Here is an 18,499-nt window from a genome sequence, read left to right as displayed (position 1 = left end):
TGCTTCTAGCTGCGGCGACGCTGGACTTCCGGCTGGCGCAGCTGCTGGGCGACCTTGTCGAGCACACCGTTGACATAGCGATGGCCCTGCTCGGCGCCGAAGGTCTTCACCGCTTCCAGGGCCTCATTGATGACAACGCGATAGGGCACATCGGGCTTGTACATCAGCTCATAGGTACCCAGGCGCAGCACGGCGCGCTCCACCGGGTCCACCTCGGAGATATCGCGATCGAGATAGGGCTGGATGCTTGCATCCAGTTTTTCCAGCTCGCGGGTCACGCCGGACAGCAGCTCCTTGAACATCGCCACATCGACCTTGGTCATGTTGCGTTCGAGCATGAACTGCTGATAGATGTCTTCCACGTCATGGGCGGTGATCTGCCACTGATACAGTGCCTGGACGGCACAGCGACGTGCCATGGTACGCGCGTGACTCAAAAATATTCTCCTTAAAAAAGCCTAGAGCTGATCAACGCCCTTGAGCACATTGATCATTTCGATGGCCGACATGGCCGCTTCCACACCCTTGTTGCCGGCCTTGGTGCCTGAGCGCTCGACCGCCTGTTCAATGGTGTCCACGGTCAGCACACCGAAGGCCACGGGCACATCGTGTTGCAGGGATACCGTCGCCAAGCCTTTGGAGCATTCGCCGGCGACGTATTCGAAATGGGGCGTGCCGCCGCGGATTACGGCGCCGACCGCGATGATGGCATCGTGTTTTTTCTTGGCCGCCACGCGCTGCACCACCAAGGGCAACTCGTAGGCACCGGGGACCTGAATGATATCGATATCCTTGGCCTTGGCGCCGTGGCGCAGCAGACAATCCAACGCGCCGTTGACCAGTTGATCCACCACGAAGCTGTTGAAGCGCCCGGCGACGATGGCCACGCGGGCGCCGGCCGCATTGAAATCACCCTCGATTCTATTCACATCTTTCATTTTGAATCCTTAGTTCTTACTAATCCGGCATTGTAGCCTTCCTAGACGTATTCCACTACTTGCAGGCCGAAACCGGACAGGCCGTGCAATTTACGCGGCGCCCCCATGACGCGCATTTTGCGCACCCCCAGGTCGGACAGGATCTGGGCGCCGAGGCCGTAGTCGCGCAGGTCGGTGGCATCCGGCGGCCGGGGCAGATTCACACCACGGTCCTGCAACTGATAATCGCGGATGCGCTTGACCAGCGCCTCCGGCTCGTCCTTGTGCTGCAGCAACACCACCACACCGGCCGCCTCGGCCTGCATGCGCTGCATAGCCACCCGCAGGGGCAGGCCGGTGTCGCCGCGCTGCAGCGCCAGCAGATCGGTCAAGGTATCGGCCAGGTGGACGCGCACCAAGAGCGCCTGTTCAGGATCGATCTCACCCTTTTGCAGCACCAAGTGCAACCCTTGACCGAGGTAATCCTGGTAGGCCATTAGGCGGAACTCGCCGTATTCGGTGGGCAGGCGGCACTCGGCCACCCGCTCCACAGTCGTTTCGTGCTGCAGGCGATAGCTGATCAGGTCGGCCACGGTGCCGATCTTCAGGCCGTGTTGTTGGGCGAAAACCTCCAGTTGCGGCCGGCGCGCCATGCTGCCGTCCTCGTTGAGGATCTCGACAATGACGCTGGCCGGTTCGAAGTCCGCCAGCCGCGCCAGATCGCAGCCCGCCTCGGTATGGCCGGCGCGCGACAACACCCCGCCCGGCTGGGCCATGAGCGGAAAGATATGACCGGGCTGGACGATGTCCGCGGCGCCGGCCCCCTCGGCCACCGCCGCCTGCACGGTGCGGGCGCGGTCGGCCGCCGAGATGCCGGTGGTCACCCCTTCCGCCGCCTCGATGGAAACGGTGAAATTGGTGGCATGCTTGGCATTGGTGTCAGCCACCATGAGCGGCAGGCGCAGCTGTTGGCAACGTTCGCGCGTCAGGGTCAGGCAGATCAGGCCGCGGGCGTAGCGGGCCATGAAGTTGATATCCTCGGCACGCACGCACTGGGCCGCCATGATCAGATCGCCTTCGTTCTCGCGATCTTCATCATCCATCAACACCACCATCTCGCCCTGGCGGATAGCCGCAATGACTTCTTCAGCGCTATTTAAGGCCATGGCTGCATGCTCACGACTTGATAAAACCATGCTGCATCAGGGTCTCCAATGTCAGACCGGCGGCGCCACGGGCAGCGGCCTGTTCGCCCAATAACAAACGTTCCAGATAGCGCGCGATGATGTCCACTTCGATATTGACCCGGCGGCCGGCCTGATAGCGGCCAATGGTGGTCACCGCCGCGGTGTGGGGGATAATGTTGATCTCGAACACGGCGCCCTCAACGCGGTTGACGGTCAGGCTCACGCCGTCAATACAGACCGAGCCCTTGACCGCAATGTACTTGGCCAGCACGTCCGGCACCCGCACTTGAAAACACAGCGACTCGCCCAGCGGTTGGCGCGATTCGATCACGCCGACGCCATCCACGTGACCGCTGACCAGATGGCCGCCGAGCCGGGCCGAGACCTGCAGAGCCTTTTCCAGGTTGACCTTGCGGCCGGGCATATATTCGCCCAGGGTGGTCTTGTCCAAGGTCTCGGCCGAGACGTCCACGCTGAAGCCGTGGCGATCAAAATCGACCACGGTCAGGCACACGCCGTCGATGGCGATGCTGTCGCCCAGTTTCACATCCGCCATGTCGAGGCCGCCGGCATTGATGCGTAGACGGCTGTCGTCGGCGCGCTTTTCCAGCACGGCAATGTCGCCCGAGGCTTCTATAATTCCTGTAAACATCGAACTCCCGTTTGCTGTCAGGCCGGCCGGTAGGTCAGGCGCAGATCCTCGCCCACCTGTTTTAATTCGGTCATGCGCAAGCCGATGCGCTGCTGCATGGTGTCGATGCCGGGCAGATGCAGCAGGGCGCGACCGGCATGGCCCATCAAGTGGGGCGCCAGATAGACGATCAGCTCGTCGATCAAACCCGCCAGGACAAAGGCGCCGCTGAGGGTGGGCCCGGCTTCGACCAGCACCTCATTGTACTCAAGATCGGCCAGGGCGTTCAGCAGGGCGTGCAGGTCTATCCGGCCGTCACCGCCTGCCACGTCCAGCACGCGCAGTCCCGCCTGTTGCAGCGCATCGCGTTTGCGTTCGTCCCGACTCAGCGTCGCCACCCAGGTACTGCCGGGCGATGCCGACATGGCCGCGCTGGGCGGCATGCGCAGGGTGCTGTCCAGCACAACCCGATCCGGCCCGCGCGCCTCAAAATCGACCCGTGCGTTCATGCGCGGATCGTCGGCCAGCACGGTCTCGATGCCGGTGACGATCACTGAGCTGCGCGCCCGCAGTGTTTGCACATCGGCACGCGCCGCTGCCGAGGTGATCCACTTGCTCTCGCCACTGGCCATGGCGGTGCGCCCATCCAGGCTCATGGCGAGTTTGCAGCGCACATAGGGACGCGCGCGGCGATGCCGCGCGACAAAGCCGGGATTGAGCGCCTCGGCCTGGGGCTGCATCAGGCCCGTGGCTGCGTCGATCCCGGCCGCCTGCAGGCGTGCCATGCCCTGCCCCGCGACCCGGGCATGCGGGTCCTCCATGGCCGCCACCACGCGTGCCACGCCGGCCTCGATCAAGGCATCGGCGCAGGGCGGGGTGCGGCCGTGATGATTGCAGGGCTCTAAGGTTACATAGACGGTGGCGCCCTGAGCCTGCTCACCCGCCTCGCGCAGGGCGTGGATTTCGGCGTGGGGTTCACCGGCGCGCCGATGCCAGCCTTGGCCGACAATGCGCCCGTCACGCACCACCACGCAGCCGACGCGCGGATTCGGGTCGGTGGTATACAGGCCGCGCTCTGCCAAACGCAGCGCCAGGGCCATGTAGCGATGGTCGTCGACGGAAAACATCACAGAGATTATAGAGGCCAAGATGGGCTGACTTGCGCAGCAGCCTCAGTTGCCCTTTTTCTTGTCGTTACCGGGCAACAGAGAGATTTGCTGCGCCTTGACCTCGGCGGGCGGTTCGTTTTCATAGCGTTCGATCACTTCACGAAAGGCGCTGACGTCCTCGAAACTGCGGTATACCGAGGCGAAACGCACATAGGCCACGCCGTCCAGCTCGCGCAAGGCCTCCATCACCCATTCGCCCAGTTGGCGCGAGGGCAGTTCGCGATCGCCGCTGGCGCGCAGCTGGTGTTTGATACGGCTGACGGCGGCCTCGACCTTTTCCGTGTCCACCGGCCGTTTTTCCAGTGCCCGTTGCATGCCGCGGCGCAGCTTGTCTTCATCGAAGGCCTCGCGTACCCCGTCCTGTTTGACGATGCGCGGCAAGGCCAGTTCGGCGATCTCGAAGGTGGTAAAGCGCTCGGCGCAGCTCAGGCACTCGCGCCGGCGGCGCACGCTGTCACCGTCATTGGCGAGACGTGAGTCGATCACCTTGGTCTCGTCGGCGCCGCAGAATGGGCAACGCATTAGGTCTATCTCGCTGGTTTGACTGTGCTCAGCTTATGTCAGTCGCCATACACAGGCAAGCGCTTGCACAGCTTGCTGACCTTCTCTTTGATGCCGTCGATGGTGGCCTGGTCGCCGCGTGCATCGATAATGTCGCAGATCCAACCGGCCAGTTCGCGACATTCGGTTGCGCCGAAATCGCGACTGGTGACCGCCGGGGTGCCGATGCGGATACCCGAGGTCACGAAAGGTGACTGGGGATCGTTGGGCACGGCGTTTTTGTTGACGGTGATGTGGGCGGCGCCGAGCCAGGCGTCCACGTCCTTGCCGGTCAGTTCCTGCTTGATGAAACTGACCAGAAACAGGTGATCGTCGGTGCCGCCCGAAACCACGTCGAAACCGCGCTCGATGAACACCTCGGCCATGACCTGGGCGTTCTTCACCACCTGCTGCTGATAGGCCTTGAACTCGGGGGCAAGCGCCTCCTTGAAGGCCACCGCCTTGGCGGCGATGACGTGCATCAGCGGCCCGCCCTGGATGCCGGGGAAGACGACGGAATTCAGCTTCTTCTCGATCTCGGGATTGGACTTGGCCAGGATGATGCCGCCGCGCGGACCGCGCAGGGTCTTGTGAGTGGTGGAGGTGGTGACATCGGCGATGTTCACCGGGCTGGGATAGACCCCGGCGGCGATCAGACCGGCGACGTGCGCCATGTCCACCATCAGATAGGCGCCGATGCTGTCGGCGATATCGCGGAAACGCTGCCAGTCCACCACGCGCGAATAGGCGCTGAAACCGGCGATGACCATCTTGGGCTTGTGCTCCTGGGCCAGACGCTCCACCTCATCGTAGTCGATTTCGCCGGTCTCTTCGTTAAGGCCGTATTGCACGGCGTGGTAGATCTTGCCGGAAAAGTTGACCTTGGAACCGTGGGTGAGATGACCGCCATGGGCCAGGCTCATGCCCAGCACCGTGTCGCCCGGCTGGAGCAGGGCCATGAACACCGCGGCATTGGCCTGGGAACCGGAATGGGGCTGAACATTGGCGTAATCGGCGCCAAACAGCTCCTTGACCCGGTCGATGGCCAACTGCTCGGCGATGTCCACATATTCACAGCCGCCGTAATAGCGCTTGGCCGGATAACCCTCGGCGTATTTGTTGGTCAGCACCGAACCCTGAGCCTCCATCACGCGCGGACTGGTGTAATTCTCGGAAGCGATGAGCTCGATGTGTGCCTCTTGGCGCTGGCGCTCGTGCTCCATCGCCGACCACAGTTCCTCGTCGTACCCCTTGATGGTCATATCCTTGTTAAACATAACGTTAGATTTCTCCGGCTTGCTGAAAATTCAAATCTGGAAGGGGCCTAAGGATACCTGATTCCGCACCTTTCTGCATTGCCCTGCCATTCCGGCGGCGCCAAGGGAGCGGTGCGCAGCCCGGCAAAAGACCATTCAAACCGTACCGATAAAACCCCTGTCCCACGTGATTGATTCTTAATCCACAAGCAAATCGTGATATACTCCTGAGCGTAGGCAATTTGGGTATTGCAAAAGATCTGCACAACTCCAACACTAAACAAGGCAGGAAGCCAACCGTACAATTCGGATCAAGTGACCGCGCTACGGGTAGAGAAGTCGGTTGCAGATCTAGATCATGGGGCATAAGAAGTTGGCTGTTTCCACAACTCATCCACAAACGAGAACATACGGACGCATTCTGGCACTGCTGGAGAACCTCAAATCCACATCCGCCGGTTCGGCGTTGTATCGGCACATCGAAAATTCCTTTGTTGAGCTGGAAGCCTCACAGCAACAATCCGAAAAGCTATATCTCAATCTGCTCGAGAGTCTGCTGGAAAACCTGGCCGTTCATTTTCCCGCCGGTACGGAACAATGGATGCAGATCCGCATCATGCAGAAGACCCTGCAGGACTCCATGACCTCGTCCGAGCTGCACAAGCTGCAGCTTGATATCCAACAACTCATCAGCCAGGCCCGCAAAGACGGTTCGCTGGGACAAAAAAGCATGCAGGAAACCATCGACGCGCTGCTCAATGATCTCCACGGCACCCCGCGCGAAGCCGACACGGCGCAATTGCAAAACGAAGCCGCGGCCACACCGCACACGGATCAATTCGACCTCGAGCAGCCGGCAGCCCATCAGAGCGGTAGCGCCATATCACCCGATGCGCCGTACTGCAACCTGGACAAGACGCGTCACAACATTCATCACATTCAAGCGAGTCTGTCGCACCAGATCAACAATGCTAAAGAATTCAACTCCGCCCTGGCCAAGCTGTTGCACAGTTCGTTTGCGGCGATTCGCAATCTCGACCAGTCCGCCGATCTCGGCCTGATCAAAAACAACTTTCTCAAACGTTATGCCCGGCTGATCAAGATGCAACAGGATCTGGCGACCAAGTTCGAGACCATCGACGAGGGCCTCAACGACATCGAATCCAGCAGCCAAAACCTGGATGAAGAATTGTCCCGGGTGCACCGCCTCAGCTTGACCGACGATTTGACCCAGCTGCCGAACCGGCGCGCCTTTTTGATGCGTCTGGACGATGAAGTCTCCCGCGCCTTGAGGTTCGATTACCCCTTGACCATGGCGCTTGTGGATATCGACAATTTCAAGCCCATCAACGACACCTTCGGTCATGCCGCCGGCGATGTCATTCTGCGCCACTTCGCCCAGAACATGAACGTGGTGTTCCGCTATCACGACATGGCCTCGCGCTACGGCGGCGAAGAATTCGCCGTGTTGTTTCCCAACACCGATACCCACGGTGCCATGAGCGCTTTGAGCAAACTGCAATACAAACTCAAGGCCGACCCCTACATCCTGTACAAGAACGACGAGATCCCGGTGCCCACCTTCTCGGCGGGCGTCGCCCTCTACAATCCGGGCGAGGACGCCGACGAATTGATCAAACGCGCCGACGTAGCCATGTATAAAGCCAAGAGTTCGGGACGCGATCTGCTCAAGGTCGACCCGCTGGGTATCGCCCCGGAATCGTCGAGCCGCGACAACAACAGTGACAGCGGCGCTGAACACGCCGACGCATCGGCTTAAACACACCGACGCCGCCGATCCCTCTCCTGGCTGGCTCCAAGACGCCAGTGATTGAGGTGAAGGACATGCCGGGCGCACACAAAAAAGGCCGCTGAGTCTGGCGGCCTTTCATCACCCGACAGCTATTACTCAGCGCTTCTTGTGTGGCCGCGCGTGGTGCAACACCACCTTGTCGCCGTTGGCCGGCCCGTCGGCGCCGTCGAAGGTGACCCCTTGCATGGCGGAGGCCAGCTCACCGGGGTCGTGCCGACCGTCCAGTTTGATCATCAGCCGCACCTCGTTGGGCGAATCGGCATACATGATGGCGTCGTCGTGGGTGATCACCCCCTCTTTGCACAGTTCGAACAAGGCCTGGTCGAAGGTCTTCATGCCCTGCTGACTGGATTTCTTCATTACATCGCGCAGCAAATGGGTCTCGCCGCGCAGGATCAGATCGGAGACCAGCGGAGTGTTGAGCATCACTTCGACGGCAACGCGGCGGCGCTGACCGCGCGAGCACGGGATCAAACGCTGGGCCACCACGGCGCTCAAGTGCATGGACAGATCCATCAGCAGCTGTGAACGGCGCTCGTCGGGAAAGAAATTGATAATCCGGTCCAGGGCCTGATAGGCATTGGTGGCATGCAGGGTGGACAGCACCAAGTGGCCGGTCTCGGCGAAGGCGATGGCGTGTTCCATGGTCTCGCGCGAACGAATCTCGCCGATCATGATCACGTCCGGGGCCTGGCGCAGGGTGTTCTTCAGCGCCGCCTCGTAAGAATGGGTATCGATGCCCACCTCGCGCTGGGTGACGATGCAGCCGCGATGGATGTGGACGTATTCCACCGGGTCCTCAACGCTGACGATATGGCCGTGGCTGTATTGGTTGCGGTGGCCGATCATGGCGGCCAGAGTGGATGACTTACCCGAGCCGGTGGCGCCCACCAGCAGCACCAGGCCGCGCCTGCCCATGGCCAGGTCTTTCAATTGCATCGGTAACTGCAACTCCTCAAAGGTCGGGATCTGCATCTTGATGCGTCGAATGACCATGCCGACCTCGTTCTGCTGGCGGAAGATATTGACGCGGAACCGCCCCAGGGCGGGCTTGTGCAGGGCGAAGTTGGCCTCGAGATGCTCTTCGAAGCTGTGCGCCTGCTCCGGCGTCATCACAGCGTAGACCAGCGCCTTGGCCTGATCGATATTCAACGGGCGGTCGGCCAGCGGTACCACCGAACCATTGATCTTGAGACTGGGGGGCAGGCCGGCGGTGATAAATAGATCCGATGCCTCCTGTTCCGCCATGGCTCTCAGCAACACGTCGATATCGGCGAATTCCTGGGCTTGTTTTTGTTTAATCGGCACCATTTCCCTCTTCGGAGGCTTATCGTGATTCGCTGAACCGGGTAAGTACGAAATCGGCAGTAGACCCGGAAAATATTAGCTGATTATAGCCAAACTGATCAGACAAACAGCGAATTGATGTGCGGTGGGCACCGCCATGCCGACCAATAATGACAAACTTGCCACCCCGATCAGACACTTAGACAAATTTCACAGCGGCGCCGACGGCCCAGCGACGGCGCGCGGAGAGTGCTTAGTCGCCGGCCAGATAATTCATGGCGTTGACCAGCAGGGTACGGCGCGCATCGCTCCAGTATTCGTAGTTATCCGCCACACTGGCGCTGCCGTCCAGTAATACCGGCGTGCCGTTGGCGGCGTTGAATTCCACCAGGGCGGGCTGGGAGGCATTGCACATGTTGCCGCTGAAGCTGGCCAACTGGCGCGGATTGGTGGGATCGTTAACATCGAAACTGATGGCCAACTCGTCCATGGTGACCGCATTGCTGGTTTCCAGGTCGATCACGGCGGCCGTGTTCAAGTCGGTGAACACGGCATGATCGGGGTCCAGGGCGATAATCTGGGTTGGGAAACAACCGCTGTCAGGCGTGACGCCCAGGCCGTAGCGTCCCGCATTGGCCAGCGCGGTGGCCAGGGCGTTGCCTGTGCCGCCCAGCCCCAGCACGCCGACATTGGCGGCCACGGCGGCATCGAACAGCTGCAGCATGATCTCTGCGGAGAAGATATCGCTGCCCAGCAGCACAGCCTTGTTGGCGCCGAAATCAGTGACGCCGGCCGGGGTGAGCCAAGCCGAAGTAGCGATCTGGTTATCACCCGCCGTGCCCTCACGGAACATCACGTCCACCACACCGCGGCGCGCGTCGAGCCAGGCGATGTGGTCGGCGCTCAGGGCCGGCTGGGTCTGCGCGGTGGCGTGATCGGTCATCTGAATCTGCTGGGCCGTTGACAGACGGTAGGCACGCACGTCGTTGTCGCCCATACGGCCATCCTGCCAGACGATCAGATCGCCGTGAATTCGCGCGCTGGTCTGGTCACCAGCCGCCACGGCGACCGCGATCTCGCTGGCGCTGGGGAGGTGATAGGCATAGATGTCATAGTCGCTGCCGTTGCGGTAGTCCTGCCACACCACATAGTCGCCGGCAACCTGCGGCCGCAGTTGCTGGTTGGCGGCACTGCTCACAACGATCTCCTGAGCACTGCTCAGATCATAGGCATAGATATCATCGCTGCCATTGCGATTGTCCACCCAAACCAGGTAGTGGCCGGACACCTGGGGATTGTATTGACTGCCGGCGGCGCTGAGCATGGTCGTCTGGGCGCTGGAAATGCGGTAGTAATGGATATCACTGAGCCCGCCCTGGTAGGACTGCCAAACGATGTAGTCGCCATCGATGTGCGGATTCCACTGCTTGTCGGCAGCGGTTGAGATGGCCAGCTCTTCACCGGTGGAAATGCGGTAGGCATAGATGTCGGCCTCACCGTTACGGCTGTCCTGCCATACCACGTAGTCACCGTCGATTTGGGGAAAGCGTTGGTTTTGCAGCGCCGTGGTGATGGCGAAGCCGGTGCCCGTCAACAGCCGGTAACCATAGATATCGACGTTGCCGTTGCGGCTGTCCTCCCACACCACGTAATCGCCCGCGATCTTGGGGGAACGCTGCGCTCCCGCCGCGGTGCTGACGGCAAACTCGGCGCCAGTGGAAATCTGATAGCCATAGATGTCCGGGTTGCCGTTGCGGTTGTCGGTCCAGACGATGTAGTCCCCCGCCATGTCGATGTCGGCGGCGGCCAAGCTGTTGTCGAACGGAACATTGGTGACGTCGAAATTGCGGCCGCCGAGCACATTCGCCAGTTCGGGCGAGGCGCCATCCCCCACCACCATCACCTTGACCGGATCGGGCAGCGGCGCAGTGTCATCGGGACCGATAGCGGTAGCCCCGAAGGGCAGGGCGCGGAAACTGTTGGAATCGTCCTCGCAGCCTGTCAGCATCACTGCCGACACGGCCAGTACGATACCGCCGAAGCGACCGATTTTAGCGCCACCAATCACACATACATCCTCATTACCGATCTGTATCGGCCTATGCCTCGGAATCTTATCACAGCCCCGTGCAATTCCCGGAGGCGGCGCTTTTGTGTTAGAAAATGAATCCTATGACGCCACTTTCCGATCCCGGCCGCTGGCCCGACCTCTATGGCGACGCACTTTATCGCCATGCCTATTTCCGCCTGCGCGATGAAATGTTGGCCGAAGAACTGGTCCAAGAAACCTTTCTCGCCGCGCTCAAAGCGCGGCAACGCTTCGCCGGTAATTCATCGGAGAAGACCTGGCTGATCGGCATCCTGAAACACAAGATTATCGACCACCTGCGCAAGGCCATGCGCGAACAGCCACAAAACGAGGTCGCCCGGCAATTGGACGACATACAACTTGAATCATTTGACGGTAAAGGACACTGGAAGTTCGATGTCAAGCGCTGGAGCGACCCCGACGCGGCACTGGAACAAGAGCGCTTCTGGCGCGCCCTGGAGGCCTGCGTCGCGCGTCTGCCGGGGCGCATGGCGAGCTTGTTCATACTGCGCGAGATCGACGGTCTGGATAGCGACAGCATTTGCAAGGAACTGGCGCTTTCCTCGACTAACAATCTATGGACGCTGCTTTCCAGGATGCGTATGCGCCTCCGGCAATGCCTGAGCCTGACCTGGTTCGGCGACACACAAGACGGGTGAACACATGATGATGAGCTGCCAACAGGCGTCTGATATGGCGTCACAACGACTGGACCGGGCGCTGGCTCTGCACCAACGCCTGAGTCTGAAGATGCATCTTCTGATGTGCAAATATTGCCGCAACTACGCCGGCCAATTGGCCTTTTTGCATCGTGCCTCGCCTCAACTGCAGGCCTATATCGAAAGCCGCGACGACGTCAGCCTGACGGCGGAGCAAAAACAAAGGCTGCGCCAAGCGCTGCAACAGCGTCACTAAGCCCGGCTTAATCGATGCGCGGTCGTGGTCTACACTTGAAAAAGAGGGGAACATAACCAACGCGAGGCGACGTGACGATTCAGCGGACTCAATTTCTGCGCCTGTTCATCACACCCCTGTTGCTGGTGTGCGCTGCCGTCCACGCGGCCAGCGGCACCCCCCCTTCCGGCTACGCCTACGCCCCCAATATTCAGGACGGCTCCATCTCCCTGTTTAAAATCGACGCCGGCGGCAAGCTTGAGGCGCTCAACATCCTGGCCAGCGGCAGCGCACCGCGCGACGCGGCCGCCGCCGGCCAAACGCTGTACGTGGTTGATATCTGGGCCGACACGCTGACCGCGTTTACGCTCAACAGCGGTGCCGCACGCCTGCACCAGCTCGGCGCGCCGCTGGCCACCGGCAAAAGTCCGGAAACCGTCGCCATCGACCCCCTGGGTCGCTTTGTCTTTGTCGGCAACGGCAACAGCGACAGCATTCAAGTGTTTCGTATCGAGAACCCACAGGGTGAACTGTCCCCCATCGGGCATTTCGCCAGCGGCGCTTACCCCACCGACATCGCCATTGATCCCTGCGGACGCTGGCTCTATGTCACCCACTACGCCGACCACAGCGTCGGCAGCTATGCCATTGATCCACACAGCGGCAGGTTGCAGGTACAGGGCCAGGTGGCCGCCGGCAACAGCCCGGCCGCGGCGGTGGTAGCACCCTCGGGCGATTTTCTCTACGTGGCCGACGGCCTCGGCAGCACTCTGTCCATCTACCGCATAGACGGCCAACGCGGCACACTCAAATTCCGGCGTCGCATCGCGGCCCCCACCTATCCCTATGCCCTCATGATCGACTGGGAAGGCCGCTATCTCTACACCGCCAATTTCGGCTCCAACGATGTCACCACCTACGCCCTGCAAGCCGATGGAATACCGCTCAAAATCGGCAGCGTCGCCGCCGGCATCGGCCCCTTTTCCATCACACTGGATGGCAGCGGCCGCCATGCCTATGTCGCCAACGTACGCAGCAGCAGCATCAACGTCTACAGCGTCGAGCCCGAAAAGGGTTTGCTTACGCCTTTGCAGACGCTCCAAGCTGAACCCGGCACCGCCACCCTTGAACTCAGCCAGGCACAGCGGCACGCCTGTGCCGAGTAGGCCCGCTTCAGGCCCGCTTGCGCGCCAGCGTCACTCCATCGCCGATCGGCACCAGGCTGATATCGACGCGTGTGTCTTGGTAAACAAACTCATTGAAGTCGCGGATGGCACGGGTGTCATCTTGATTGTTTTCGGGATCTGCGACGCTGCCGCCCCACAGCACATTGTCCACGGCGATCAAGCCGCCGGGGCGCATCAATTCGAGGCACCGCTCGTAGTAATTGCGCTGATTCTGTTTATCTGCATCGATGAAGGCGAAGTCGAAATGTGCACCCTGTCGGTCTGCGATCAGCGTATCCAGGGTTTCCAGCGCGGGCGCCAGACGTAACTCGATCTTGTCGGCCACGCCGGCCTGCTGCCAATAGCGTTTGGCAATGTCGGTCCATTCTTTACTGACGTCACAGGCGATCAGGCGGCCGTCGTCCGGCAATGCCTGAGCCAAGGTCAATGCGCTGTAGCCGGTAAAGGTGCCGACTTCGATAACGCGCCGGGCACCGATCAGTTTCACCAGCAGGGCCATGAACTGGGCCTGATCGGCCGAGACCTGCATCCTGGCCATTTCCAGTTGATCGGTCTCCGCCCGCAGCGCGGCCTGCACCGGCGTGTCGCGCAACGAGACGGCGAGCAGGTAATCGTAAAGCCGTTCGTTCAATTCCAGGGTGCGTTTGCCCATACCGTTTGCTCCTTGTGATTGTCGTGCCAATGATACCCTCAACCTTAGCCGGGAACCGCCGGCGTCTCAAAGACCGCAGCCCTTTTGTGAACTCTCCGAGCGGCTATACTTTCCAAATGCCCACGCCACCTCGGATGCGAACAGCCGAAAAAAATAAATGAATTCCGACAACCAAACCGCAGTTGCCCGTCGCGGCACCAGTCTGCGGCTGCGTCTGCTGTTGCTGGTGTTTTTCGCCATTCTGCCCGCCGTCGGCCTGATCGTCTGGACCGTCTATGAGGAGCGTGAGGACCACATGCTGGAGGCCGAACGCCAAGGCGCACGCGTCGCCGAACGGGTGGCGGCCGAGTACGGCCAGATCGTCGATTTCACTCACGAGACCCTGCTGCGCCTGACCAGGGAGCCCATCATCCACCCGCTCAGCGATCCGCAGGCCTGCGGCCGGCGCCTGGCCGACGTGCGCGCGCTCAACCCCGCCTTCGGCCTGATCGGCGTGATCAATCGCGACGGCCACACGGTCTGCGCCGCCGAGCCGCGCGCCGTCGGCGTCGATCTCAGTGACCGCGGCTATTTTCGTGAGGCCATGGAGGGGCGCCGCTTCGTCACCAGCGGTTTCCTGGTCGGCCGCACCACGGGCATGAACATCATGGTGCTGGCCGAGCCGGTGCTGGAGGCGGATGGTAGCGCCAGCGCCGTCATTTTCATGTCCCTGGACATGGACTGGATCGGGCATCAGATGGAAAAGATGGTGCTGCCGCCGGACAGCAACATCGCCCTGCTCGATGGCAGCGGCACCCTCATGGCCATCGACCCGTCCGAGCCCGAGCGCGTCGGCAACAAAATCCCGGAACTGGAGACCTTCCTCGCCCACCGTGACAGCGGCCGGGTACCGCCGGTGCGCATGGTCGGCGTCGACGAGGTCAGCCGGGTCTACGTCAGCCGCACCCTGCCGCGCGCTCCGCCGGGCAGCGCCTTCGCCCGTGCCGGCATCCCCACCGCCGGCATCATCGCCGAGGCCGATGAGGCATTGCGCCGCAACCTGCTCACTCTGGGAGGCGCGGCAATGCTCGCCTTCGCCGCCGCCTGGTGGTTCGCCGACCTGCTGGTGGTGCGACCCACCCGGCGCCTGATCGCCGCCGCCGAGGCGCTGGGCAGCGGCGACATGGCAGCGCGCAGCGAACTGAAACACGGCGGCGACGAACTCGGCCGGCTGGCCCTGCATTTCGACAGCATGGCGGCCCGGCTGCAGCGGCTGACCCGGGCGCTGCGCACCCTCAGCGCCAGCAACCGCGGCCTGCTGCATGCCCAGGAAGAAAACGCCCTGCTGCGGGAGACCTGCCGCGTCGCGGTCCAGGAAGGTGGGTATCGGGTGGCCTGGGTGGGCTATCTCGACCCGGCGGACCGCAGCGTCACCACCATGGCCGTGGCCGGCCCCAGCGCCGAACTCAACCGCTGGATCGAGACCCATGCCGGCCGCGACGCCGAGGGTCCGGCGGCCCTGGCCATGCGCAGCGGCCGGCCCCAGGTCATGCAGCAGGCGGCGCCGGCGGTGGCGACACCGCTGGCGGTCTGCGCCCTGCCGCTCACAGTTCACGGCGAGGTGATGGGGGCGCTGAAACTCTACGCCGAGGACCGCGCCGCCTTCGACGCCGCCGAACTCGAACTGCTGGAGGAGATGGCCGCCGACCTGGCCTTCGGCATCCAGACCCTGCGCGACCGTCTGGAACACGCCCGGGCCGAGGAAAAGATCCGCCGCATGGCCTACGTCGACAGCCTCACCGGCCTGCCCAACCGCACCCGGCTGGAGGAAACGTACCACACGGCGCTGGCGGCAGCGCGACAACGCGGCGCGGCGCTGGCCCTGATCGTCATCAGTCTGGAGCGCTTCACCCGCGTCCAGCTGGCCATCGGCTTCAACGAGGGTGACGCACTGCTCGTGGCAGTGACAAACCGTCTGCGCCAGGCAGTCGACCCGGCCTGGTGCGTGGCGCGCCTGGTCAGCGACCGCTTCGCGGTGCTGGTGCCGGACGCCGACCCGGTGGCGGCCATCGCCGCGGCGCGCCGGCTCGCCGCCGAGTTCGACGCCCCGTTCGCGGTGGCCGGGATTGCCGTCGACCTCAACGCCAACCTGGGCATCGCCCTCTATCCCGAGCATGGCGACGACCCCGGCCTGCTGATCCGCCGCGCCGACATCGCCAGCATGCACGCGCGCACCAGCGGCCTGGGCATTCAGCTCTACCACCAGGGGATCGAGCAGGAGAGCCCGGAACGGCTGCAGCTGATGGTCGATCTGCGCCGCGCCATCGACGCCGGCGAACTGACGGTGCACTACCAGGGCAAGGTCGGCGTGCGTGACGGCGTGATCACCGGCGCCGAGGCCCTGGTACGCTGGCATCATCCGCTCAGGGGCGACACCCCGCCCGGGATATTCATCCCGGATGCCGAGCAGACCGGCCTGATAAAGCCGCTGACCTACTGGATGCTGGAGACGGTGGTGCGGAAATTGGACGACTGGCAGCCTCACGGCGTCGCGGTACCGGTGGCAGTCAACCTGTCGGCGCGCAATTTCCGCGATCCCGACCTGCTGGACTGGTTGCGCCGCCTGCTGGAGCACTGGCAGGTACCGCCGCGACTGCTGCAGATCGAAATCACCGAAAGCGTACTGATGGAGGACGTGCACGTGGCGCAGCGGGTATTGGGCGAGATGCGTGCCCTGGGGCTGCGCATCTTCATCGACGATTTCGGCACCGGCTATTCCTCGCTGCGCTATCTCGCCTCACTGCCGGTGGATGCGGTCAAGATCGACCGTTCCTTCATCGTCGAGATGGAACAGCGCCCCGACATGCACGCGCTGGTGACGGCGATAGTGGACATGAGTCACAAGCTGGGACTGAAGGTGATCGCCGAAGGAGTGGACAACGAGGCCCAACAGTCCATGTTGCACGCCATGGACTGCGACGAGATCCAGGGCTTCCTGCACTGCCGGCCGCAGCCGGCCGCCTCCTTCCTCAAATGGGCGGCACAGCGCGCTCAGGCCGATTCCACCGCGTCCAGATAGGCACGGTGATAACGACTGGCGTAGCGACTCTTAAAACCGGTGTCGGCACCGGGTTCAAGGACCTGGTAATCAATGCTGATACGATCGGCGGCGAAGGGGCGGAACAGATTATCGGCGAAAGCGACGTGATCGGGATGATGGCGGTACTTGTCGATCACCGCCTGGCTGACGAAGCGCACCAGAAAGCAATAGCGGTAGTCGGCGCCCTCCTTCACGGCCTCACCGGTCATCACCTCGCGCACGCCGGGGATACGGCTCAGCACGCGCCGGCCCTCGGCCATCATGGCCTCGGCGTCCTCCGGCGTCATGCCCTCGATGTTGTAGATGATCAAGTGCTCCACCGGCAGCCAGGGCCGGCATTGTGCCAGCACCTCGGCGGCACGTCCGGCGCTGCCCCAGGCGCGCAGACAGCGCTCCACCTCGCTGCCCACCGCCTCTTTGACGCCCTGCTTGAGGGCGGTGAAGCTGGCGTTGCGCTGTCGCTTCATCTGTTCGCGCATGGATTGGGCGGCCAGATCGGACAGGGCGGTGTAATAGTTAATCTTGGCTACGCCGTAGGCGCTGAGGCGCCGGAACTGATCCTCGCTCAGACCGCTGCCGCCGTGAATCACCAGCGGCAGGTTGACCGCCTGGTGGATCTGTTTGAGGCGCTGAAAATCGAGCTTGGCGCGCCCTTTGAACCGACCCTGCACGGTACCGATGGAAACGGCGAGAAAATCGACGCCGGTACGCTCCACATAGGCCTTGGCCTCGGCCGGCACGGTATAAGCGGCCTCACCCGGGTGTTGCTCGGCGCCTTCGCCTTCCACGCCGGCCACATAACCCAGCTCACCCACCACCGGCACGCCGCAACTGTGGGCCATTTCCACCACCTCGGCGGTGGCGTGGATATTGTCCGGCAGGGATTGATTGGAGGCGTCGAGCATGACACCGTTGCAGCCGAGATTGATGGCGCGCATCGCCGCTTCGCGACTGGCGCCGTGGTCGAGCTGGATCGCCACCGGTACCGAGGCGCGCCGCGCGGCGGCCTCCACCGCGGGCAGCATGAGTTCGAAATCATAATGGGCAAAGTGGGGTTCGGCGATACTCAGAATCACCGGTGCGCGGCAACGTTCGGCGGCGCCGATGACCGCTTCGAGAAAATCGAGACTGACCAAATCGAAGGCGCCCACCGCATAACTGTTGTCGTAGGCATGGTGGAGCATGTCGCGCATGTTGACGATTGGCATTGCCGTCCTCCTACTTCACGAACATATCTGTGCGTTTTGAGTAACGCCCCTACGCGTCCTTGTCGTCCTCGTGCAGCTGCCGTTCCAGCGCCATCGCCATTAACTGCAAGACGCGGCCGCGATATTTTGAAGCGGCGTAGTGATAATAATTCAGCTTGCACGGCACCGGCGTATGCAAACTGTCACGCCCTTGATCTTCGAATTCCACCCATGCCAATAGCGGCAGGTCGTTCTGCTGTCCGTTGACGCAGGCCCACTCGCTGCGCTCCAAAATCATCGCTATACCCGGGAGTTCATCGAACTCCAAGCGCAGGGGCGTGGCAAAACGCAATTTTGCCCGCCGCCACAGATTATACAGGTTCGCCTCGATGACATCGCCACGTTGTTCATAGACCGGGACATCATCGACCCTGCTCACCGGCATGTCCTAGGGCCTGTTCACACTATTTGAACCACGGCGCCGGAGGCCCATTTACCGCGAGACAAGGCGCACCGAGCGCAGTGTACTTATTGTACATAAGCGAGGTGCAACGCCGTATTGCGGTAAATGGGCCCCGTCCCTCCGGGTTGCCGCCCCAAAAGGCGCCATG

Annotated in this window: 15 protein-coding genes and 2 pseudogenes; 5 read left to right on the top strand and 12 right to left on the bottom strand. The window is 62.2% G+C overall.

Annotation, left to right across the window (positions count from 1 at the left end):
• Window positions 1–5 precede the first annotated feature (5 nt).
• The 7 genes from Tel_01205 to glyA are packed head-to-tail and all read right to left on the bottom strand — an operon-like array spanning window position 6 to window position 5,721.
• A complete protein-coding gene (locus Tel_01205) occupies window positions 6–437 on the bottom strand; it encodes a N utilization substance protein B (GenBank protein ID ALP51865.1) in 432 nt (143 codons plus the stop codon).
• 21 nt (window positions 438–458) lie between these two features.
• Window positions 459–938: a 6,7-dimethyl-8-ribityllumazine synthase gene (gene ribH, locus Tel_01200; protein ALP51864.1), complete on the bottom strand. Its 480-nt coding sequence runs from the start codon at window positions 936–938 to the stop codon at window positions 459–461.
• Window positions 939–979: 41 nt separating this feature from the next.
• On the bottom strand, window positions 980–2,083 hold the full coding sequence (locus tag Tel_01195) for a 3,4-dihydroxy-2-butanone 4-phosphate synthase (protein ALP51863.1): 1,104 nt from the start codon (window positions 2,081–2,083) through the stop codon (window positions 980–982).
• A gap of 10 nt (window positions 2,084–2,093) precedes the next feature.
• Window positions 2,094–2,756: a riboflavin synthase subunit alpha gene (locus Tel_01190; protein ID ALP51862.1), complete on the bottom strand. Its 663-nt coding sequence runs from the start codon at window positions 2,754–2,756 to the stop codon at window positions 2,094–2,096.
• A gap of 17 nt (window positions 2,757–2,773) precedes the next feature.
• Window positions 2,774–3,862, bottom strand: a complete 1,089-nt coding sequence (locus Tel_01185; GenBank protein ID ALP51861.1) for a bifunctional diaminohydroxyphosphoribosylaminopyrimidine deaminase/5-amino-6-(5-phosphoribosylamino)uracil reductase — start codon at window positions 3,860–3,862, stop codon at window positions 2,774–2,776.
• A gap of 45 nt (window positions 3,863–3,907) precedes the next feature.
• Window positions 3,908–4,426: an NrdR family transcriptional regulator gene (locus Tel_01180; GenBank protein ID ALP51860.1), complete on the bottom strand. Its 519-nt coding sequence runs from the start codon at window positions 4,424–4,426 to the stop codon at window positions 3,908–3,910.
• A gap of 38 nt (window positions 4,427–4,464) precedes the next feature.
• Window positions 4,465–5,721 carry a serine hydroxymethyltransferase gene (gene glyA, locus Tel_01175; protein ID ALP51859.1) on the bottom strand — a complete coding sequence of 419 codons (1,257 nt, stop codon included), beginning with the start codon at window positions 5,719–5,721 and terminating at the stop codon, window positions 4,465–4,467.
• Window positions 5,722–6,166: 445 nt separating this feature from the next.
• On the opposite strand from glyA, the gene Tel_01170 reads away from it, so the two are divergent.
• Window positions 6,167–7,480, top strand: a complete 1,314-nt coding sequence (locus tag Tel_01170; protein ALP51858.1) for a hypothetical protein — start codon at window positions 6,167–6,169, stop codon at window positions 7,478–7,480.
• Window positions 7,481–7,678: 198 nt separating this feature from the next.
• Here the strand turns inward: Tel_01170 and Tel_01165 are convergent.
• Window positions 7,679–8,824, bottom strand: a pseudogene (locus Tel_01165) (hypothetical protein).
• A 229-nt stretch (window positions 8,825–9,053) separates the two neighbouring features.
• Window positions 9,054–10,868, bottom strand: coding sequence for a hypothetical protein (locus tag Tel_01160; protein ID ALP51857.1), 1,815 nt, complete (start codon window positions 10,866–10,868; stop codon window positions 9,054–9,056).
• A 104-nt stretch (window positions 10,869–10,972) separates the two neighbouring features.
• On the opposite strand from Tel_01160, the gene Tel_01155 reads away from it, so the two are divergent.
• From Tel_01155 to Tel_01145, 3 genes are all read left to right on the top strand, one after another.
• Window positions 10,973–11,548 carry a hypothetical protein gene (locus Tel_01155; GenBank protein ALP51856.1) on the top strand — a complete coding sequence of 192 codons (576 nt, stop codon included), beginning with the start codon at window positions 10,973–10,975 and terminating at the stop codon, window positions 11,546–11,548.
• A gap of 34 nt (window positions 11,549–11,582) precedes the next feature.
• Complete coding sequence (locus tag Tel_01150) at window positions 11,583–11,804, top strand: hypothetical protein (protein ALP51855.1); 222 nt, start codon at window positions 11,583–11,585, stop codon at window positions 11,802–11,804.
• A 71-nt stretch (window positions 11,805–11,875) separates the two neighbouring features.
• Window positions 11,876–12,949, top strand: a complete 1,074-nt coding sequence (locus Tel_01145; GenBank protein ALP51854.1) for a hypothetical protein — start codon at window positions 11,876–11,878, stop codon at window positions 12,947–12,949.
• 7 nt (window positions 12,950–12,956) lie between these two features.
• On the opposite strand, the gene Tel_01140 is transcribed toward Tel_01145, so the two are convergent.
• Window positions 12,957–13,622, bottom strand: coding sequence for an SAM-dependent methyltransferase (locus Tel_01140; GenBank protein ALP51853.1), 666 nt, complete (start codon window positions 13,620–13,622; stop codon window positions 12,957–12,959).
• A 157-nt stretch (window positions 13,623–13,779) separates the two neighbouring features.
• Here Tel_01140 and Tel_01135 point away from each other — a divergent pair, with 157 nt between their 5' ends.
• Window positions 13,780–16,680, top strand: a complete 2,901-nt coding sequence (locus tag Tel_01135) for a hypothetical protein (GenBank protein ID ALP51852.1) — start codon at window positions 13,780–13,782, stop codon at window positions 16,678–16,680.
• Window positions 16,681–16,739: 59 nt separating this feature from the next.
• Here the strand turns inward: Tel_01135 and Tel_01130 are convergent.
• Together Tel_01130 and Tel_01125 are read right to left on the bottom strand one after the other, a co-directional pair.
• Window positions 16,740–17,909: pseudogene (locus Tel_01130) on the bottom strand (hypothetical protein).
• A 49-nt stretch (window positions 17,910–17,958) separates the two neighbouring features.
• Window positions 17,959–18,333: a hypothetical protein gene (locus Tel_01125; GenBank protein ALP51851.1), complete on the bottom strand. Its 375-nt coding sequence runs from the start codon at window positions 18,331–18,333 to the stop codon at window positions 17,959–17,961.
• Window positions 18,334–18,499: the final 166 nt, after the last annotated feature.

The organism is Candidatus Tenderia electrophaga, from assembly GCA_001447805.1.
Taxonomy (GTDB): domain Bacteria; phylum Pseudomonadota; class Gammaproteobacteria; order Tenderiales; family Tenderiaceae; genus Tenderia; species Tenderia electrophaga.
The sequence above is the reverse complement of the archived record's forward strand: the minus strand, read 5'-3'. Positions and strand labels throughout refer to the sequence as shown.